17 protein-coding genes are annotated in these 19458 nt (G+C 66.3%); 6 read left to right on the top strand and 11 right to left on the bottom strand.

The features are described from left to right. Positions 1–264: 264 nt before the first annotated feature. On the top strand, positions 265–1677 hold the full coding sequence (locus J2X42_RS19065; RefSeq protein ID WP_310167458.1) for an MFS transporter: 1413 nt from the start codon (positions 265–267) through the stop codon (positions 1675–1677). 127 nt (positions 1678–1804) lie between these two features. Here the strand turns inward: J2X42_RS19065 and J2X42_RS19060 are convergent, their stop codons facing one another. The 7 genes from J2X42_RS19060 to J2X42_RS19030 form a co-directional block, all read right to left on the bottom strand. Continuing rightward, a complete protein-coding gene (locus J2X42_RS19060) occupies positions 1805–2536 on the bottom strand; it encodes a glutamine amidotransferase (RefSeq protein WP_310167457.1) in 732 nt (243 codons plus the stop codon). 43 nt (positions 2537–2579) lie between these two features. Further along, positions 2580–3032 (bottom strand): nuclear transport factor 2 family protein, encoded by a 453-nt coding sequence (locus tag J2X42_RS19055; protein ID WP_310167456.1) that lies wholly within the window; start codon positions 3030–3032, stop codon positions 2580–2582. Positions 3033–3050: 18 nt separating this feature from the next. Continuing rightward, the gene (locus J2X42_RS19050; RefSeq protein WP_310167455.1) at positions 3051–4868 is read right to left on the bottom strand and encodes a biotin carboxylase N-terminal domain-containing protein; all 1818 of its coding nucleotides are present in this window, start codon (positions 4866–4868) and stop codon (positions 3051–3053) included. 130 nt (positions 4869–4998) lie between these two features. Further along, on the bottom strand, positions 4999–5646 hold the full coding sequence (locus J2X42_RS19045) for a nucleoside triphosphate pyrophosphatase (protein ID WP_310167453.1): 648 nt from the start codon (positions 5644–5646) through the stop codon (positions 4999–5001). Positions 5647–5655: 9 nt separating this feature from the next. Then, on the bottom strand, positions 5656–8181 hold the full coding sequence (locus J2X42_RS19040; RefSeq protein WP_310167452.1) for an MMPL family transporter: 2526 nt from the start codon (positions 8179–8181) through the stop codon (positions 5656–5658). A 1-nt stretch (position 8182) separates the two neighbouring features. After that, positions 8183–8869, bottom strand: a complete 687-nt coding sequence (locus tag J2X42_RS19035) for a TetR/AcrR family transcriptional regulator (protein ID WP_396134119.1) — start codon at positions 8867–8869, stop codon at positions 8183–8185. Positions 8870–8937: 68 nt separating this feature from the next. Beyond that, positions 8938–9312 (bottom strand): YbjQ family protein, encoded by a 375-nt coding sequence (locus J2X42_RS19030; protein WP_310167449.1) that lies wholly within the window; start codon positions 9310–9312, stop codon positions 8938–8940. 162 nt (positions 9313–9474) lie between these two features. Between J2X42_RS19030 and J2X42_RS19025 the strand changes: the two genes are divergently transcribed. Further along, positions 9475–10032 (top strand): hypothetical protein, encoded by a 558-nt coding sequence (locus J2X42_RS19025; protein ID WP_310167448.1) that lies wholly within the window; start codon positions 9475–9477, stop codon positions 10030–10032. Between the two features lie 157 nt (positions 10033–10189). On the opposite strand, the gene J2X42_RS19020 is transcribed toward J2X42_RS19025, so the two are convergent. The 4 genes from J2X42_RS19020 to J2X42_RS19005 form a co-directional block, all read right to left on the bottom strand. After that, positions 10190–11650: a dicarboxylate/amino acid:cation symporter gene (locus J2X42_RS19020; RefSeq protein ID WP_310167446.1), complete on the bottom strand. Its 1461-nt coding sequence runs from the start codon at positions 11648–11650 to the stop codon at positions 10190–10192. A 169-nt stretch (positions 11651–11819) separates the two neighbouring features. Then, positions 11820–13505, bottom strand: coding sequence for a DUF885 domain-containing protein (locus J2X42_RS19015; protein WP_310167443.1), 1686 nt, complete (start codon positions 13503–13505; stop codon positions 11820–11822). 105 nt (positions 13506–13610) lie between these two features. After that, on the bottom strand, positions 13611–13829 hold the full coding sequence (locus J2X42_RS19010) for an acyl-CoA carboxylase subunit epsilon (RefSeq protein WP_242633329.1): 219 nt from the start codon (positions 13827–13829) through the stop codon (positions 13611–13613). Then, positions 13826–15409: an acyl-CoA carboxylase subunit beta gene (locus J2X42_RS19005; protein ID WP_310167440.1), complete on the bottom strand. Its 1584-nt coding sequence runs from the start codon at positions 15407–15409 to the stop codon at positions 13826–13828. The genes J2X42_RS19010 and J2X42_RS19005 overlap by 4 nt, the downstream gene beginning before the upstream one ends. A gap of 207 nt (positions 15410–15616) precedes the next feature. Here J2X42_RS19005 and J2X42_RS19000 point away from each other — a divergent pair, with 207 nt between their 5' ends. From J2X42_RS19000 to J2X42_RS18985, 4 genes are read left to right on the top strand one after another with little or no spacing between them, the layout of a single operon-like run. Then, a complete protein-coding gene (locus tag J2X42_RS19000; protein ID WP_310167439.1) occupies positions 15617–16504 on the top strand; it encodes an NAD(P)-dependent oxidoreductase in 888 nt (295 codons plus the stop codon). Positions 16505–16554: 50 nt separating this feature from the next. Then, entirely contained in the window at positions 16555–17475 is a 921-nt protein-coding gene (locus tag J2X42_RS18995) for a biotin--[acetyl-CoA-carboxylase] ligase (RefSeq protein ID WP_310167437.1), read from the top strand. Continuing rightward, positions 17468–18067: a PH domain-containing protein gene (locus J2X42_RS18990; protein WP_310167436.1), complete on the top strand. Its 600-nt coding sequence runs from the start codon at positions 17468–17470 to the stop codon at positions 18065–18067. The genes J2X42_RS18995 and J2X42_RS18990 overlap by 8 nt, the downstream gene beginning before the upstream one ends. Beyond that, positions 18057–19181: an adenylate/guanylate cyclase domain-containing protein gene (locus J2X42_RS18985; protein WP_310167434.1), complete on the top strand. Its 1125-nt coding sequence runs from the start codon at positions 18057–18059 to the stop codon at positions 19179–19181. The genes J2X42_RS18990 and J2X42_RS18985 overlap by 11 nt, the downstream gene beginning before the upstream one ends. Positions 19182–19458 lie beyond the last annotated feature (277 nt).

The following is a 19458-nucleotide window of genomic DNA, read 5'->3' as shown; positions in this document are numbered from 1 at the left end:
TGTACCTCCTCTTGGGGGATGTTGTTCTTCCAAGGTAGAGAAGGTGCGTTTCGTGGACAGTCGCCGTTTGTTAACGCGCTGTGACATTTGCCTATCGGGCCACTTTTGAGGGCGTGAGGACCGGAAAATGAGACAAATCCCCAATGTCCGCATAATGGACCTTTTGTCCATTGACTGGACGGCGGGAACTAATATTGAACTCTAACTACTGCACGCCGGGCCTCTGCCCCCACGTCCGGCGGGTTCTGACGAAAGTGTTCATACATGTCATCAACTGAAACTTCGACCGGTCCCGGACCTGCCAAGGCAGTGAACTCACGCGGCCGCGTGATTGTCGCCAGCCTGATCGGCACCACCGTGGAGTTCTACGACTTCTACGTTTACGCCACGGCAGCGGTGCTGGTCTTCCCCTCGCTGTTCTTCCCCAACCAGAACGAAACCACCCAGCTGCTGAGCTCGTTCGCCGTGTTCGGGGTGGCGTTTATCGCCCGCCCGCTGGGGTCGGTCGTCTTTGGCCACTTCGGCGACAAGTTCGGCCGCAAGGGCACCCTGGTGGCGTCGCTGCTGACGATGGGCATCGCGACCTTCCTGATCGGCTGCCTGCCCACGGCGCTGGTCCCGGGCTGGCAGTTCTGGGCCCCGGCACTGCTCGTGGTCATGCGCTTCGCCCAGGGCCTGGCCCTCGGCGGCGAATGGAGCGGCGCCGCGCTGCTGGCCACCGAAAACGCCCCCGCCAACAAGCGGGCCATCTACGGCACGTTCCCGCAGCTGGGTGCGCCCATCGGCTTCATCATCGCCAACGTGATCTTCCTGGTCTTCAGCTACGCCCTGACGCCGGCCGACTTCCTGGCCTGGGGCTGGCGCGTACCGTTCCTGCTGAGCGCCGTGATGGTCATCATCGGCCTCTACGTCCGCCTCAAGCTGATCGAAACCCCCGCGTTCACCAAGGTGCTCGAATCGAACGAGGTGGCCAAGCTGCCGATCGGCCGCGTCTTCAAGACCAGCTGGCGTCCGCTGATCCTGGGCACGTTCATCATGCTCGCCACGTACGTGCTGTTCTACCTGATGACCACGTTCACGCTGACCTACGGCACCCGCGCCTCCAGCCTGGACGCCGCCAAGGCCGCCGCCGAGAAGGCCGGAAAGCCGATGACGGAAGCCGCCGCGGCCGCGTTTGTCCCCGGCCTGGGCTACACCCGCAACGACTTCCTGTGGATGCTGATCGCCGGCGTCGTCTTCTTTGGCATCTTCACCCTGGTCTCGGGCCCGCTGGCCGAGAAGTACGGCCGCCGCAAGATGCTGCTGACGGTCACCGCCGGCATCTTCGTCTTCGGCCTGCTGTTCGTCCCGCTGTTCAGCGGCGGCTTCGTGGGCACCATGGCCCTGCTGATCATCGGCTTCTCCCTGATGGGGCTGACGTTCGGTCCCATGGGCGCGCTGTTGCCGGAACTGTTCCCCACCAACGTGCGGTACACCGGGTCCGCAGTCAGCTACAACGTGTCCAGCATCCTGGGCGCAGCAGTGGCACCGTTCATCGCCGTCGCACTGTGGGAAACGGCTGACGGCAGCCCCGTCCTGGTGGGTGTCTACCTCACGGCCATGGCGGTACTGACCCTCATTGCCCTGTTCGTGAGCCGGGAAACCCGGGACCTGGACTACGAGAACAACGTGGCCTGACGTTCCGCCCGCTTACTGCCGGAAAATGCCCGGCGTGCTCCCTGCTGTTGAGGGGAGCGCGCCGGGCTTTTCCGTGTCCACGAACAGTGCAAAAGGGCAGGAACGACGGCGGAGCTCCGCTTGGCGCTCAGGTGCCGTAGCGGGACACGAAGTTCTTGAGGATGTTCATGGGCTCGGTCGCGGTGTACCGGCGGGCGTCCGCCATCAGCTCCTCAGCCGACTCGGGCGGGAAGTACCCGGCGTGGCGGTAGATGTCGATCCTGGTGACCAGGCCCTCGGCGTCCAGCTCCGGGTGGAACTGCGTGGCGTACAGGTTTTCCTTGATCCGGAACATGTGCACCGGGCAGGCCTGGGAAGAAGCCAGCAGCACGGCATGGGCGGGCAGCGAGGAGCAGGCCTCCTTGTGCCCGGTAAAGGCGGTAAACCGGGCGGGCATTCCGCGCAGGAGGGGATCAGCCAGCCCGGCACCGGTGAGTTCTATTTCCACCGCGCCGAGGGGTTCGCCGAAGGTCCTGTCGATCACGGCGCCCTGGTGCCTTCCGAGCGTCCCGACGCCGTAGCAGGCGCCGAGGAACGGGAAATCCTGCTCCACGATCCGGTCCAGCAATTGGGCCAGCTCCCGCTCCACCCGGTGCTGGGTGGCGCTTTTGCGGTCGCTCGGATCGCTGGAGGTGAACGGGCTCCCGCCGACGATCACCGCCGAGTAGTCTGCCAGGTCCAGGTCCGGCAGGGGTGCCGCCTCCAGCCGGATCCGCCGCAGCTGCCCCGGCGCCAGGCCGCCGTACCTCAGGTAGGCCGCATACTCCTCGTCGGCAGCGGCGTCTTCGGCCCGGGAGGCAAGCAGCAGGAAAGGCTTCACACGCTAAGTGTGCCCGTGCCACCTGCCGGACGCCAGTGGGCCATCAGGGTTCGGGCGACCGGTCGGGGGACTGGGCAAGGGACCGCCGCGACTGCGGCCGGGCGGCGGGGTCGGCGTGCCGGTGTACCAGCTTCCAGTAGCCCTCTTCGCGGCGGAAGATGCTGGTCACGCGCAGCGCAAACTCCTCAGCGAGGCCGGCGCCGTCCAGTCGGGCGCGGAAGTGTTCGGTCTCCACCAGGAAGGCGGTGTCACGCGCGGTGTAGGACGTGATGGTGTCGAACCCCAGCATCTCGCCGTCCTGGAACTGCCGGGACGCCTGGTCGAGCCGTGCTTCCACCTGCGCCCAGCCGCGGGCGATGCCCCCGAACGGGTTGGCCAGGGTGACGTCGTCGAGCCGGGAATAAAGGTCCTTAACGGGCCCCGCATTTCCGCGGGTGATTTCCGGAACGGCCAGGTGGTAGCGGTCTACTTCTTCTTCAAAACTGGGTGCGAGCATGGGTGCCTCCGGCGCTGACTAGTCTTCGATCGTGGCGATGACGGCACCGGCCGACACCGTCTCGCCGGCCTTGGCGTTCAGCCCGGTGATGGTTCCGGAGCGGTGCGCCGTCAGGGGCTGTTCCATCTTCATCGCCTCGAGGACAACGATCAGGTCACCCTCGGCCACGACGTCGCCGTTGCTGACTGCCACCTTGACGATGGTGCCCTGCATCGGGGAGGCGAGGGCGTTGCCGGTGGCTCCGGCGGCGGCACCGCCCGAACGGGAACGCTTCTTGGACTTGGCCGGCTTGGCGGCGGCGGAACCTGATCCGGACCCCAGGGAGCCAAGGGACGCAGGGAGCACCACTTCGAGGCGCTTGCCGCCAACTTCAACCACCACGCGCTGGCGTTCGCCGGCGTCGTCAGCCTGGGCATCGGTGCCAGTGGGCGTCCAGGCGGGGATGTCGCTGACGAAGTCCGTCTCGATCCAGCGGGTGTGGACCTTGAACGGGCCTTCCGCTGGCGCGAAGTCCGGGTTGGTGACCACGGCGAGGTCGAAGGGGATAACGGTGGGAATACCCTCCACCACCATTTCCTCCAGGGCCCGGCGGGAACGCTGCAGGGCCTGGGCGCGGGTGGCTCCGGTGACAATCAGCTTGGAGAGCATCGAGTCGAAGTTGCCGCTGATGACGTCGCCCTGTTCGACGCCGGAGTCAATCCGGATGCCGGGGCCTGTCGGGTTCTTCAGGGTGGTGATGGTGCCGGGAGCCGGCATGAAGTTGCGTCCTGGGTCCTCGCCGGTGATCCGGAATTCGATGGAGTGGCCGCGGACCTCGGGGTCGCCGTAGCCCAGTTCCTCGCCGCGGGCCAGGCGGAACTGTTCGCGGACGAGGTCGATTCCGGTGACTTCCTCGGAGACGCAGTGCTCCACCTGGAGGCGGGTGTTCACTTCAAGGAAGGAGATGGTGCCGTCCTGGCCCACCAGGAACTCGCAGGTCCCGGCGCCGAGGTAACCGGCTTCCTTCAGGATCGCCTTGGATGATTCGTAGAGCCGGCGGTTCTGCTCCTCCGTGAGGAACGGTGCGGGCGCTTCTTCAACGAGTTTCTGGTTGCGGCGCTGCAGCGAACAGTCGCGGGTGGACACGACCACCACGTTGCCATGGGCGTCGGCCAGGCACTGGGTCTCTACGTGGCGCGGGGCGTCCAGGAACCGTTCGATGAAGCACTCGCCGCGGCCGAAGGCTGCGACGGCTTCACGGACGGCTGATTCAAAGAGTTCGGGGATTTCTTCCCGGGTGCGGGCCACCTTGATGCCTCGTCCGCCGCCGCCGAACGCGGCCTTAATGGCAACGGGTAGGCCAAACTTGTCCACGAAGTCGAGGATCTCCTCGGCCGATTCCACGGGGTCGGCGGTGCCGGGCACCTGGGGTGCGCCGACCTTTTCGGCGATGTGGCGGGCCTGGACCTTGTCACCCAGGGCGGAGATTGCCTCGGGGGAGGGGCCAATCCAGGTGATGCCGGCGGCGATGACTTTGGCGGCGAACTCGGCGTTTTCGGCCAGGAAGCCGTAGCCGGGGTGGATGGCGTCGGCGCCGGACTGGCGGGCGGCGTCAAGGATCTTGTCCATCACCAGGTAGGACTCGGCAGCGGTGTTTCCACCGAGGGAGTAGGCCTCGTCGGCGAGCCGCACGTGCAGCGCGTCGCGGTCCGGATCGGCATAAACAGCCACGGAGCCGATGCCTTCATCACGTGCGGCGCGGATGATCCGCACGGCGATTTCGCCACGGTTGGCGATCAGCACCTTGGTGAGGTTCGACTGCACGGGACTTGCGGACTGCTCCAAATTTGCTGACAAGGCGTCTCCTTCTTTCCTTCAGGGAGCCTAGCGCGATTTTGAGGGTTCCGCCGATATTACTTGCGGAATCCGCGTGTAAACCGGCATAGCTTTGTAGGGAAGCTACAAATGCCCGCAAAATTGGTTCCCTTTAGTCTGTCGGCCACAGCTCGGTGATGCGCACGTTGGCCTGCGCCAGGAGCCCCCGCAGGGTGGACACGGACAGCCCGACGACGGCGTGCGGGTCCCCGTCCACCTTCCGGATGAACGCCCCGCCGAGCCCGTCGATGGTGAACGATCCGGCACAGTGCAGCGGCTCACCGGTGGCGATGTAGGCGTCGATCTCCGCCGGTTCCATCTCCATGAAATGGACTTCGGCTGAGGCGACCGCGCCGAGGGTGGCGCCGGACCCGGGAGCTGTTGTCCCGTCGTCGGGAGTGGTGTCCCGGCAGTCCACCAGCCAGTGTCCGGTGTGCAGGACGCCGCTGTTGCCGCTCATCCGGAGCATCCGTTCGCGGGCGACGCCGGCGGTGTACGGCTTGCCGTGCGCCTCGCCGTCGAACTCAAAGACGGAGTCGCAGCCCAGGACCAGCGTCCCCTCCGCTTCCGGCAGCGCTGCCACGGCCTCGGCCTTGGCCCGCGCCAGCAGCAGGGCGGTATCGTGCGGATCCGTGACCCCGTAGCGGGCCTGGACCGCGTCCTCGTCCACGTCGGACACCAGCACTGTATGCCGGATGCCGGCCTCGGCCAGGAGTTTGGTGCGGGCGGGGGACTGGGAGGCGAGGATGAGGCTGGTCACCGTTTCAGCCTAGTGGACAGGCTGGCTGACCTGATCGCGGCCGCTCTGGAGCCGTTCAAGTTTGGCCCCCTCCACATCCACGTCCGGCAGGATCCTCTCCAGCCACCGGGGCAGCCACCAGGTCTTCTCACCGAGCAGGTACATCACGGCGGGCACGATGGTCATGCGGACCACAAAGGCGTCCAGCAGCACCCCGAAGGCCATCGCGAAACCCAGCGGCCGGACCATGGTCAGGTGGCTGAAGATGAATCCGGCGAAGACGCTGACCATAATGATCGCGGCGGCGGTCACGACGGCAGCGGCGTGGCTGAAACCGATCCGGACGGCATGTTTGGCCGGGGAGCCGTGCATGTACGCTTCGCGCATGCCGGAGGCGATGAACACCTGGTAGTCCATTGCCAGGCCGAAGAGCACGCCGATAAGGATAATCGGCAGGAAGCTGAGCACCGCACCCGGATTGGCGACGTCGAACACGGTTCCCAGCCAGCCCCACTGGTACACCGCAACCACCAGGCCGAAGGCGGCTGCCAGGGAGAGCAGGAAGCCGCCGGTGGCCAGCAGCGGAACCACGACGGAGCGGAACACCAGCAGCAGGAGGATCAGGGAAAGCCCGACGACGATGGCCAGGTACGGCGGCAGGGCTTCGCCGAGTTTGGTCGAGACGTCGATGTTGCCGGCGGTCTGCCCCGTGAGGCCGATGGTGACGGCGGTTTCGGACTGGATCTCCGCGCCGCGTTCCCGCAGTTCGCTGACAACCTGGACGGTGCCGGCCTTGGCGGGCCCCTCCTCCGGAATGACCTGGAAGACGGCTGTCCGGCGGTCCTCGCTCAGCGCCACCGGGACGGCGGCCACGACGTTGTCCACGCCGCGGATCAGGTCGGCGACGTCGTACTGCAGCGACCGGGCTTCGGTTTCGTCCAGGCCCTGGGGGAATTCGCCCACCACCACAATGGGTCCCGTGACACCTTCGCCAAAACTGCGTGCCGTCAGGTCGTACGCCTGGTAGGCCTCGGATTCGACCGGCTCGGAGCCGCCGTCGGGGAGTGCCAGCTGCAGCTGGGTGGCGGGCAGCGCCAGGGTTCCCAGCAGGAGCACCCCTGCCACGAGGGCGACGACGGGGTGCCTGGTGACCAGGCCGCCCCAGCCGCGGGTGCTCTTTTCCTCGTCCCGTGCTTTGTCGGCAAGTTCATGGCCGGCCTCGGCGTTGTGGGCCTCAACTTTTGCCCAGGCCCGCTTGGAGATGATGCGGCGGCCGATCAGGGACAGCATGGCCGGGGTCAGGGTGAGCGCCACCAGGACGGCCACGGCAACGGTTCCGGCCGCTGCGAGGCCCATCACGCTCAGGAAGGGAAGCCCGGGAACCACCAGGGCGGCCAGGGCGATGATGACGGTGAGGCCGGCGAAGAGGACTGCATTGCCGGACGTCCCGGTGGCGCGTGCCACTGATTCTTCAGGATCCATTCCGGAGCGGAGCTGGGTCCGGTGGCGGTTGACGATGAACAGTGAGTAGTCGATGCCGACGGCCAGGCCCAGCATCAGCGCGAGCATGGGGGAGATGGAGCTCATCTCGAACAGTCCGGACAGGGCAAACGTGATGCCGACGCCTACGCCGACGCCAATGATCGCCATGAGGAGCGGGAGGCCGGCGGCGATGAGCGTGCCCAGCATCAGGATCAGGACGAGCGCGGCGACGCCGACGCCGATGATTTCGGAGGCGCCGAAGAGTTCCGAGATGTCCTCGGTGATTTCCTTGCTGGCGAGCGCCGTGACGCCGGCGGCGGAGGTTCCGTGGGCGATGTCCTGGACCTGTTGGCGCACGTCGGGGGTGAGGCCGTTGATGGAGGTGTTGAACTGTACCTGGGCCACTGCGGCTCGGCCGTCCGAGGAAACAAACCGGAGACCCGCGGACGCCTCGGCCTGGCGTTTGCCTAGGTCCAGCTTGGCCTTGGCGGCCTCAAGTTCCCGGGTGCCGGCGTCGAGCTGGGCCTGGCCCTGTGCCATGGCTGCCTTCTGCTGTCCCAGCTGGGCCTCGATCACGGCGGCAGGCGCCCCGGCCGCGGTGAGCTGCTGTTCCGCGGCGGCGAGTTGCGCCTTCCCTGCTTCCAGTTGGCTGCGGGAAGAGTCCAGTTTGGCCTGGCCCGCTGCGATCTGCTGCTCACCCTCGGCGATCGCTTCCGCTGCCTGGTCCACCTGGTCCTGCGTAGCGAAGGGGTTCACGGTGGCCTTCACATCCGGAAGCGCTTCCAGCTTCGTCAGGGCATCCGTCACCGCGGCGCGGCTCTCTGCCGTGAAGCCGCCCGCGGGTGCCTCGAAGACAATGCTGGCCGAGCCGCCTGATGCGGACGGCAGGTCCTGCCGCAGCTTGTCGGCGATCCGCTGGGTCTCGGTGCCCGGGATCTGGAAGTTATTGGACAAAGTGCCGTGGAAGGCGGCCGCGGACCCGCCGACGGCCACCAGGACCGCAAGCCACAGCGAGATGACCAGCCAGCGGTGCCGGTAGGAAAACTTGCCGAGCCGGTAGAGCAACAGGGCCATGTCAGAGCCGATCTTTGAGGAGGGTGTGGGAAGACGGACGCGCAGGGCTGTCGAAGCCGGCGCCAAGGTGGCCGATGGCATCGATGAGGAGTTGGCGGAGAACGGAAAGTGAGGCAGGGGCAAGGTCGGCGCCGCATTGGGCGAACCACACGTCCATGGCGGCCTTGCCGCAGGAAATGACGGAGCCGGCGAGGGCCCGGAGGTAGAGCTCGTCGATGGCCGCCCCGGGTGTTTTGGCGACCCGTTCCTTCGCTGCCATGATGATCTGCTCGGTGCAGTGGTCCCAGGCCTCAAGCTCGGAGCGGACCAGCGATGAGTTCTGCTGTGTCAGGGTGAACAGCTCCGCCATCGGTGCAACCGTCATGGGGTCGGCCAGCTCCATGAGGGCAGCACGGGCGGACTCGAGAATGGGCTCCTCAGCGGGACGCAGCCGGAATTGCCGGAGAGCATGGTCCAGGAAGCCGTTGGTCACGGACGCCAGGGCCGCCTCCGTGCTGCTGAAGTAGTTAAAGAAGGTGCGCCGCGATATTCCGGCAGCGGCCGCGATGTCCTCCACCGTGAAGTTGCCCGGCCCTTTGCCCCGGAGCAGGTTCAGCGCGGCGTCGGTGATGGCCTGGCGGGTGGCCGCCTTGTTCTGTTCGCGGCGGGAGGGCGCAGGCGCCGCCGGTTCGTCGGTCACGTTGGAAATGCTCACGTGATTACACTATGTGCAAGTTTGCACTCTGGGCAAGTTCCTCCTGCTGGTTTCCCTGCGGTCTATCCGGCTTTAGTGAGCTGGATGGACTGTCCCGTGGCGCCCGGCTGGCCTTCGGCCAGCGGAATGGCAAAGACGGCAGTTCCGTACGCGCAGACTTCGGTCCAGTTCGTGCCCATTTCGGAGGTGTCAAAGCGCATGGCCACAATGGCGTTGGCGCCGCGCTGCTGGGCCTCTGCCACCATCCGCGCCATCACCTCCTGGCGGCTTTCATACAGGGCCCGGGTCATTTCGGGCAGTTCCCCTCCGCCGAGGGACCGGAAGCCGGCCAGCATCTGGGAGCCGATGTCCCGGGAACGGACCGTCAGGCCCATCACCTCGCCGAACACGGCATCGATCCGGTGGCCCGGAATGTCATTGGTTGTCACAATCAGCATGCTGCCGAGCCTAGCCAATCGCGCACGGGCTGCGGAATCTTTCACAGGAGATTGAAAGGTTTCCGACAGCTGAGCCAGAACCTTGCGCCGGACACTTGGAGTATCTCGACAGAGACACACCATCAGCCGCCGTCACCGGACGGCAGATCCAGGAGACAGAAGATGTCACGCAGGAAGAGAATAGCCCTTGGCCTTTCGGCCACGGCCCTGGCCGTTGGCGCCGGGATAGGCGTCGCCGGCATGGCGTCGGCAACCACGACGCCCACCCCCACGCCGAGTGCCAGCTCGAGTGCTTCGACGGACGGCACCGCGCCCACGGAAGGCAAAGGCAGGCACGGCGGGCACGGGGGTGAGCGCGGCGTGGCGCAGGCCTCGGCGCTCGCGGAAAAACTCGGCGTCGAGGAGGCCAAGGTCACCGAAGCGCTGCAGGCGTTCCGCGAGGCCAACAAGCCCGCCTCGCCGCCGGCCGCCGGCACCAGGCCCGACCCGGCTGCCAGGGACGCTGCACTCGCGAAGGCCCTGGCGGAATCCCTGGGGATCGAGGAGTCAAAGGTCACGGCCGCCCTTGATGAGCTCCGCAGTGAGGCCCAGGCGGAGCGGGCTGCAGCGCTCAAGACCAGGCTGGACAAAGCCGTTACCGACGGCAAACTGACCCAGGCCGAGGCGGATGCCGTGACCAAGGCCGTTGAGAACGGTGTGATCGGAGGAGGCGGCCGCTAGGGCCGGCACGGCGACACATCAGCGCGAACGTACAGTTGAGGCCCCGGATCCGCGGATCCGGGGCCTCAACTGTACGTTCGCGCATCCCGGCCTTAACGAGTGGAAGTCCCCGGGAGAACCGCGGGGACTTCCACTCCAGCCGTTGGCGGGCGAGGGCCTATGCCTTGGCGCCGGCCAGCTCGCGGTCGTTTGCGCTGGAAGCAGCTCCGGCGTCGGACGCGGACGGATCTGCGGCGGCCTCGGCGTCGTCATCCACGAACGGGGTGCCGTTGCGCGGCGCGTTGTACAGCGCCTCGTCCAGGATGCCCTGCCGCTTGGCCACAATCGTGGGGACCAGGGCCTGTCCGGCCACGTTGACCGCGGTGCGGCCCATGTCCAGGATCGGGTCGATGGCCAGGAGGAGCCCGACGCCGGCCAGCGGCAGACCCAGCGTGGAGAGCGTCAGGGTGAGCATCACCACGGCGCCGGTGGTGCCGGCGGTCGCGGCCGAGCCAAGCACGGAGACAAGGGCGATCAGCAGGTACTGGCTGAAGTCCAGCTGGATGCCGAAGAACTGGGCCACGAAGATGGCGGAGATGGCCGGGTAGATGGCGGCGCAGCCATCCATTTTGGTGGTGGCACCCAGGGGCACGGCGAACGAAGCGTAGGCACGGGGAACGCCCAGGCTGCGCTCAGTCACGCGCTGCGTCAGCGGCAGCGTGCCAACCGAGGAGCGGGACACGAAGGCCAGCTGCACGGCGGGCCATACTCCGGAGAAGTACTGCTTGACGGACAGGCCGTGCGTGCGGACCAGGACCGGGTAGACCACAAAGAGGACAAGGGCCAGGCCAACGTAGATGGCGAAGGTGAACTTGCCGAGTGAGCCGATGGTGTCCCAGCCGTAGACAGCCACGGCGTTGCCGATGAGGCCTACCGTGCCGAGCGGCGCGATGCGGATGATCCACCACAGCACCTTCTGGATGACAGCGAGGGCGGAGGCGTTGAGGTTCAGGAAGGGCTCGGCGGCCTTGCCGACTTTCAGGGCAGCAACGCCGACGGCGATGGCGATCACCAGGATCTGCAGCACGTTGAAGCTGACCGAGGTGCTGACGGTGGTGGCAGCGTTGGCGCTTTCAGTCACGGTTGAGCTGGCGCCCAGTCCCAGGAAGTTCTTGGGGAAGAGGCCCACCAGGAAGGACCACCAGTCACCGGACTTGCCGCTGTACTTGGCTTCCTCGGTGATGCCCGTGTTTGCGCCCGGCTGAAGCAGGACACCCAGTCCGATGCCGATCAGCACTGCCACCAGGGACGTGATGGCGAACCACAGCAGCGTATTCCACGCCAGCTTGGCGGCGTTGGACACCTGGCGGAGGTTGGAGATGGAGCTCACCACGGCGGTGAAGATCAGCGGCACCACCGCGGTCTGCAGCAGGGAGACATAGCTGGAACCGATGGTCTGCAGCGTGGCGCCCAGTCCATTCGGGGCGGTCTTCGTGCTGCCGGTGTACTTGGCCAGCAGGCCGAGGCCCAGGCCCACGATGAGGGCGGCGATGATCTGGAAGCCGAACGAGCCAGCCCATTTGGGCAGCTGGAAGCCGGTCTTTCCTGCGGATTCGGGGGTGCGGGTTTGAGTGCTCACCCGAACACGCTAGGCGGCACCCGCATACCACGGCGAACGGATGTTGAGAAATATTACGGCGGCAAACGGCCGTCCGCCGCATGGAATCCCCGCAATATAGGCGTCATATCAGGTAATTGTGAAGTTATTCCCACCGCAACTGTGGCAAACGTCTCCTCCTCGACGGAACTCACGAGAGCAGCGCGCGCCTGAGGGTGTCGAGGCCAACGGATCCGACGTCGAGGGCCTTCGTGTGGAAGGCCTTCAGGTCAAAGTCCGGACGGGCTTCCAGCTCGGCCCGGATCTGCTCCCAGAGCCGCTGGCCCACCTTGTAGGAGGGTGCCTGGCCGGGCCAGCCGAGGTAGCGGGTGAACTCGAACTCGAGCTGTCCTTCGCTGATGGGCAGGTTTTCCTTCAGGAAGGCGTAGCCCTTCTCCGGTGTCCAGGTCCCGGTACCCCACCGTTCCGGGATACCGAGTTCCAGGTGGACGCCGATGTCAAAGACCACCCGGGCGGCGCGCATGCGCTGCATGTCCAGCATGCCCATGTGGTCGCCTGGATCGGAGAGGTAGCCGAGTTCCTGCATGAGCTTCTCGGCGTAAAGTGCCCAGCCTTCGCCGTGGCCTGAGGTCCAGCAGACGTTGCGGCGCCAGTTGTTCAGGAGTTCCCGGCGGTACGTTGCAGTGGCCACCTGAAGGTGGTGTCCGGGGACGCCTTCGTGGAAAACGGTGGTGGTTTCGGCCCAGGTGGTGAAAGTGTCCTCGCCCGCGGGGACGGACCACCACATCCGGCCCGGGCGGCTGAAGTCATCGGACGGCCCGGTGTAGTAGATGCCGCCTTCGTCGGTCGGTGCGATCAGGCACTCGAGCTTTTTCATCACATCAGGGATGTCGAAGTGCACACCGGCGAGGTCGGCGACGGCCTTGTCCGAGAGTTCCTGCATCCAGGCTTTGAGGGCATCGGTGCCTTTGATCTGGCGGGCGGGGTCGTTGTTGAGGATCTCCTTGGCTTCGGCGATGCCGGCACCTGGCTTGATGGTCTCTGCCACCTGCTCCTGCTCGGCAATCAGCCGGTCCAGTTCCTGCACGCCCCAGGCGTAGGTCTCCTCCAGGTCAACGGTGGCGCCGAGGAACGAGCGCGAGGCGAGCGCGTAGCGTTCCCTTCCCACGGCGTCCTTCTCCGGGGCCACGGGCAGGAGCTCCGTTCGGAGGAAGTCGGCGAGGCGGGTGTAGGCACTCCGTGCGGCGGCAGCCCCGGCGTCGAGCTTTCCCTGCACGGCCCCCTCCAGCGGGCCGTCGGCCGTCGTGGCCCCGGCGGCCAGCTTGGCGAAGAAGCCGTCCTCGGCGGCGTACTTGGTGGCCTGCTCAATGACGATGCTGACCTGGCGGCGCGCCGAAACGCGCCCGGCGTCACGGGCCTGGCGGAGGGAAGCGATGTAGCCGTCGACGGCACCGGGTACGTTGAGGGCGCGGCCGGCGATGTGTTCCCAGTTCTGGCCGGTGGCCGTGGGCATAAGGTCGAAGATGGCGCGGATGTCCTGTGCCGGGGAGGCGATGTTGTTCAGGTCGGCCTCGTCCCAGCCGGACTCGTGGATTTCCAGCTGCAGGCCCAGCCGCTCACGCATCGCGTCCAGCGTGACGGCGTCCACGTCGTCCTGCGGTTCCAGCCCCTCCAGGGCCTTGAGCGTTTTCCCCGCTTCGGCGGCAAACCCGGCAAGGCCGGCGGGGGAGTAATCCTGGTATTCCGTCTCGTGTCCCGGCAGGCCGAGCGTGGTGGCGAATGACGGGTTGAGCCGGATGAGCGTGTCGGTGTATTCATCCGCCACGGCGTCGATGGCGGTGCGCTGGCGGGCGGCGGGTGCAGTTTCGGTAGTCACCCCACGAGACTAACCGGGCCTTCCCGGTTATGAAACTGTGCAGGGGCCGCCGCCGCCGAGGGTTCCCTGGCCGAGCGAAGCGAGGTTAGGGAGGCGGTGGGGACGTTAGCCGCGGCTCCGCTTCCAGGCTCCGGGGCCGGGGGTGGGCGCCATCCGCAGCTGCTGCCGGCGCACCCAGTGCCGGACTGTGGGCTTGCGGTCTTCGGCGGCCTCCTGGCCTCCGAGGGAAAGCACGACGGCGGTCAGTGCGGCCAGCTCCTCGGCCGACGGTTGGCCCTTGACCACGGAGAGCAGGGGCTCGGGGGTCCCATCCTCGGGGATCACAGCGGGATGTTCCCGTGCTTCTTGGTGGGCAGGCTGGCGCGTTTGTCGCGGAGCGCCCGAAGGCCCCTGATGATCTGCGGCCGCGTTTCGGACGGTGCGATGACCGCGTCCACATAGCCCAGTTCTGCTGCCTGGTAGGGGTTGAGGAGTTCCTCCTCGTACTGCTTGATGACTTCGGCCCTCCGGGCCTCAACATCTCCGCCGGACTCCGCCACGGATGCGAGGTCGCGGCGGTAAAGGATGTTGACGGCTCCCTGGGCGCCCATGACGCCGATCTGGGCCGTGGGCCATGCCAGGTTCAGGTCCGCTCCGAGCTTCTTGGAACCCATCACGATGTAGGCGCCGCCATATGCCTTGCGGGTAATGACGGTCAGCTTCGGGACGGTGGCTTCGGCGTAGGCATACAGGAGCTTGGCGCCGCGGCGGATGATGCCCTGGAATTCCTGGTCTTTTCCGGGCAGGAACCCCGGAACGTCAACGAGGGTGATGATGGGGATGTTGAAGGCGTCGCAGTGGCGGACAAAGCGGGCTGCCTTCTCCGAGGCCGCGATGTCCAGCGTGCCGGCGAACTGCAGCGGCTGGTTGGCCACGATCCCCACGGTGTGCCCTTCCACCCGGCCGTAGCCGATCATCACGTTGGGTGCGTAGAGCGACTGCATCTCGAGGAAGTGTCCGTCGTCCACGATCTGCTCGATCACGGTGCGCATGTCGTAGGGCTGGTTCGCGGAATCGGGGATGAGCGCATCCAGGGCGAGGTCGTCGTCGTCGACGTCCAGCTCCTGCTGGTGTTCCAGGACCGGAGCCTCCGAGAGGTTGTTGGAGGGCAGGAAATCCAGCAGTTCGCGGACGAATTCGATGGCATCGGCTTCGTCGGAGGCCAGGTAGGTGGATGTGCCGGTGGTGGCGTTGTGCTGGCGGGCGCCGCCCAGGGTCTCCATGTCCACGTCCTCGCCGGTGACCGTCTTGATGACGTCGGGGCCGGTGATGAACATGTGGGAAGTCTTGTCGACCATGACCACGTAGTCGGTCAGGGCAGGGGAGTAGGCCGCGCCGCCGGCCGACGGGCCCATGATGAGGGAGATCTGCGGGACCACCCCGGAAGCATGGACGTTGTTGCGGAAGATGTCCGCGAACATGGCCAGTGAAGCGACGCCTTCCTGGATGCGGGCGCCGCCGCCGTCGAGGATGCCTACGACCGGGCAGCCGTTGCGCAGCGCGAATTCCTGGACCTTGACGATCTTCTCGCCGTTAACCTGGCTGAGCGATCCGCCGTAGACAGAGAAGTCCTGGCTGTACACGGCCACGGGGCGGCCGTCCACGGTGCCGTAGCCGGATACCAGGCCGTCGCCCAGGGGCTTCTTCTTTTCCATGCCAAAAGCGGTGGAGCGGTGCACGGCCAGCGCGTCGAACTCGATGAACGATCCCTCGTCGACGAGCAGTTCGATCCGTTCGCGGGCGGTGTTCTTGCCGCGGGCATGCTGCTTTTCGATGGCTTCGGGGCCGGAGGGCTGTTCTGCACGGGCCTGGCGGTCGCGGAAATCGGCGATCTTTCCCGCTGTCGTTGTCAGATCGTGGCTCATGAAGTGTCTCCGGCTCTGTAGCTGATGGTGGCTGGCCCTGTTTTGCGCCGGCGCTTTAAGTAGCTTCCGCACAAAATCAGGACCCTGCAGGCTAGTCTAGTGACGCTTTTCGCCGGGGCCGCTGTAGAAAACCTACAATTTTCCGCCGTTGAGTGACGCCGACTCTCATGTTACTCGTCAGTAACATACTTGGGTTACAGTGGAGCCATGACTTCGAGCAATGATGCTTCGGGTGCCGCTGCAGCGCCGTACCAGGCCGCCGGTTCCCTGCAGGGCCGCACCCTGCTGATCTCCGGCGGAAGCCGCGGGATTGGGCTGGCCATCGCCACCCGGGCCGCGCGGGACGGTGCCAATATCGTGCTTATGGCCAAGACCGGGCAGCCCCACGCGAAGCTGGCCGGGACGGTTTACACCGCGGCGGAACAGATTGAGGCGGCCGGCGGCCACGCACTGCCACTGGTGGGCGACGTGCGGACTGACGACGACGTCGCCGGTGCCGTCGCGGCAGCAGTGGAACAGTTCGGCGGAATCGACGCTGTCATCAACAACGCGTCAGCCATTGACCTGTCCAGGACCGACGACGTGGACATGAAGCGCTACGACCTCATGCAGGACATCAATGTCCGGGGCACCTTCCTGCTGTCCAAGCTCGCGCTGCCGGCACTGCGGAAATCCTCGGCAGGCCAGATCCTGACCCTTTCCCCGCCCCTGAACCTGGACCCGAAGTGGGCCGGGAAGCACCTTGCCTACACCATGGCAAAGTACGGCATGAGCCTGACCACCCTGGGTCTGGCCGAAGAGCTCAAGGCGGACGGCATCAGCGTCAATTCGCTGTGGCCGTGCACCCTGATTGATACCGCGGCCATCCGCAACATGCCCGGCGGATCCAGCATGGTCCAGGCCGCCCGCGGCCCCGCGATCATGGCCGACGCCGCCCACGCCGTGCTGACGGGCAGCAACCTGGCTGGCGGGGGGCGGTCCACCGGCAACTTCTATACGGACGAGCAGGTCCTTTCGGCGGCGGGTGTCACCGACTTCCGGCCCTACAGCCTGGGTGCGGCTGAAGACCAGCTGGTTCCTGACATCTTCCTCTGAACCTGATGTCCGCGGGAGCCCGTCGGTGGTCAAGTCGATAGGATTCAAGCATGGATGACGCACACGCCCCGGGCACCCCGTTGAACCGCGGAGCACTGGCCGACCAGGATTTCCTGTCCGCCACTGGCATCGCCAAGCTCGTGGTGGTGGACTCCACCGGCTCCACCAACGCCGACCTCCTGCGCTCGGTCGCCGAGGAGCCAAAGTCGTGGCCGGATCTCTCCGTTCTGACGGCCGAATACCAGACGGCTGCGCGCGGCCGCCTTGACCGCCGGTGGGAGGCTCCTCCCCTGAGTTCGGTGTCTGTCTCGATCGTGCTGAAGCCGGCCAACGCCGAGGGCCGGCCGCTTCGGACGCAGAGCTACTCCTGGCTGTCCTTGCTGGCCGCCGTCGCGCTGCGGGAGACCCTGCTGGAGACCGCGGGCATCCCCGCCGAACTCAAGTGGCCCAACGACGTCCTGGTCCGCGGCCGGAAAATCGCCGGGATCCTCGCCCAGCTTGCCCCCATGGGCGACGGCGCTGTACCGGCAATCATTCTCGGCACCGGGTTGAACGTCAGCCTCAGTTCCGCCGACCTTCCCGTCCCCACCGCCACGTCCGTTGCGCTGGAACAGCCCCGGACGGTGGACCGGACCATCCTGCTCAAGAGCTACCTCTCCCATTTCGCCGTGCTGTACCGCAGTTTCTGCAATGCGGACGGCGATCCCACCGCCGGCATGGCCGGCGGTCCCTCGCTGCACAAACGGGTGGAAGCCGTCATGGTGACCCTCGGCAAGCAGGTCAAGGCACAGCTGCCGGGTGACCACGAAATCATCGGGCACGCCACCCGGCTGGACGAATACGGTTCCCTGCTGGTTGTTGACGGCGCCGCCCACGAGCACGTGGTGACCGCCGGCGACGTCGTCCATCTCCGTCCCTGGACCCCGCCCGGGCAGGGCCAGGAGGCCGGGACCGAAAGCGGATATGCGTAGAGACCTCGTGCCGGGCGAGCAGGTGATAGTCACCACACGCCCCCAGCCGAGGAAGCTGACCGCCCCAGCCGCAGCTTTTGTCGCCGCCCCCGCGGCAGCGGCGTTCGCCAGCGCCTGGATCACCCGCGGGGAAGCGGAGAGGCTGCTCCCCGTCCTCTCACCGGAGTGGTCTCCCTGGCTGGTCACAGGATGCATCCTCGGCGTCGCATGGATATGGTTGGCGTACTGCCTCCCCCGCCTGCTGAAATGGCAGGGTACCCGTTACACGCTGACCAGCCGCAGGATAGTTGCCAGGTACGGCATGTTGAAGCGGCGGGACCAGCAAGTGAACCTGGCAGCGGTCCGCAACCTGGTGCTTACCCAGTCCATGGGGCAGCGCATATTGCGGTCAGGGAATATATCCTTGGAAACCGGGTATCAGGGGACGGTCACATTTGCTGATGTGCCGGAGGCCGTTCGATTCCGGGACTTCATCCTGGACGCTATCGACGAGTTGCCCGGAGACGTGGCATTCGGGGCAGGCGACATTGCGGACGATGAACACGGGACGCTGCCATGGGAGCTGAGAGAAGGTGGACGAGATGAACGATGACGAGCAGCAGGAGCAGCCGGCCCCCGTGCCCGCCTCAGACCCTGCCACCGCACACCCTCCCACCGGGACGCTCTCCGCGGAGCGGCTTGCCGCAAAAGCCCTCGAAGCCCGGCTCCTGGGCGGAGAACGGAAACTCCGGCGCCGCGAAGTCGCAGCCGGCGCAGGCCTGTCGCTGCTCTCGGCGCGCAAGCTGTGGCGTGCCCTTGGATTCCCGAATTTCGGCGACGAGGACGTCGCCTTCACGGAACGGGACCAGGCCGCCCTGTCCACCGTGGTGGACCTCGTCCGCACCGGAAAGCTGACCGAAGAGGCTGCGATCTCCGTGACCCGTGCCATCGGCCAGATGACGGACCGCATGGTGGTCTGGCAGATCGAGGCCCTCGTTGAGGACATGGTCCACGAGCAGGGCGTCACCGATGCACTGGCACGCAAAAGGCTCGTGAACGAACTTCCTGCCCTCGTGGACGCCCTTGAGGAGATGCTGGTCTACAGTTGGCGGCGGCAACTCAACGCCGGCGTCCAGCGCCTTGCCGTCCGTGCCGAGGCCGGCCTGCAGGCCAGCGAGGAAGGCCGTGAAGGCGACGAGGACGACGCTCCGCTGCCGTTGGCGCGCGCTGTTGGATTCGCCGACCTGGTGTCCTATACCAGCCTGTCGCGGCGGATGAACGAAAAGACGCTGGCACGGCTCGTCCAGCGCTTCGAGAACAAATGCGCCGAGATCATCTCCGTGGGCGGAGGCCGCCTCGTCAAGACGGTCGGTGATGAAGTCCTCTATATCGCGGAGACGCCCGCCGCAGGAGCAGAAATCTCGCTCGCCCTGGCCCAGGCTTTCACCGAGGACGAGATCCTGCCGGAGGCCCGCGTGGCGATGGTCTGGGGCCGGATCCTGTCCCGGCTCGGGGACATCTATGGCCCCACGGTCAACCTCGCCGCACGGCTTACCACGCTGGCGGACCCGGGCACCGTGCTGGTGGATTCCATGACGGCTTCCGCGCTGGACCAGGACGAACGCTTTGTCCTGCTTCCGCAGCCGGCCGAGAATGTCCGCGGCTTTGGAGAAATCCACCCCGTCCGCCTTTCCCGGGGCCTGGGCAAGGGCCTGATCCTGGACTGACCGAAACTGGACGCAACGACTTTATCCATTTGATAGCGAATACCGATATAGTCATGAATGCCCGGCGTTAGCTGGCCGGAAACCGGCCCTGCCGGAGTCTTACCTGGGGGAACAAAACCGTGAAGCTTCGCAGACCTGCGCGCGCACAAGGAACACAGACAACCGGACAACGCACCCGTTCGAGGCGTTTGGTGTCTGGTGGGGCGTTTGGTGTTGCGGTGGTGGTGTTGGTGACGGGTGCTGTGTTGTATCCGGGGTTCAAGACCACTGAGGTGGA

It is taken from the genome of Arthrobacter sp. BE255, from assembly GCF_031457335.1.
Lineage (GTDB): Bacteria > Actinomycetota > Actinomycetes > Actinomycetales > Micrococcaceae > Arthrobacter.
The sequence above is the reverse complement of the archived record's forward strand: the minus strand, read 5'-3'. Positions and strand labels throughout refer to the sequence as shown.

Excerpts from the sequence above, each read along its gene's own strand:
- J2X42_RS19055 (WP_310167456.1), bottom strand. The coding sequence starts at position 3,032 with ATGCTCGCACCCAGTTTTGAAGAAGAAGTAGACCGCTACCACCTGGCC.
- J2X42_RS19005 (WP_310167440.1), bottom strand. The coding sequence starts at position 15,409 with ATGAGCCACGATCTGACAACGACAGCGGGAAAGATCGCCGATTTCCGC.
- J2X42_RS19065 (WP_310167458.1), top strand. The coding sequence starts at position 265 with ATGTCATCAACTGAAACTTCGACCGGTCCCGGACCTGCCAAGGCAGTG.
- J2X42_RS19000 (WP_310167439.1), top strand. The coding sequence starts at position 15,617 with ATGACTTCGAGCAATGATGCTTCGGGTGCCGCTGCAGCGCCGTACCAG.
- J2X42_RS19025 (WP_310167448.1), top strand. The coding sequence starts at position 9,475 with ATGTCACGCAGGAAGAGAATAGCCCTTGGCCTTTCGGCCACGGCCCTG.
- J2X42_RS19040 (WP_310167452.1), bottom strand. The coding sequence starts at position 8,181 with ATGGCCCTGTTGCTCTACCGGCTCGGCAAGTTTTCCTACCGGCACCGC.
- J2X42_RS19030 (WP_310167449.1), bottom strand. The coding sequence starts at position 9,312 with ATGCTGATTGTGACAACCAATGACATTCCGGGCCACCGGATCGATGCC.
- J2X42_RS18990 (WP_310167436.1), top strand. The coding sequence starts at position 17,468 with ATGCGTAGAGACCTCGTGCCGGGCGAGCAGGTGATAGTCACCACACGC.
- J2X42_RS18985 (WP_310167434.1), top strand. The coding sequence starts at position 18,057 with ATGAACGATGACGAGCAGCAGGAGCAGCCGGCCCCCGTGCCCGCCTCA.
- J2X42_RS18995 (WP_310167437.1), top strand. The coding sequence starts at position 16,555 with ATGGATGACGCACACGCCCCGGGCACCCCGTTGAACCGCGGAGCACTG.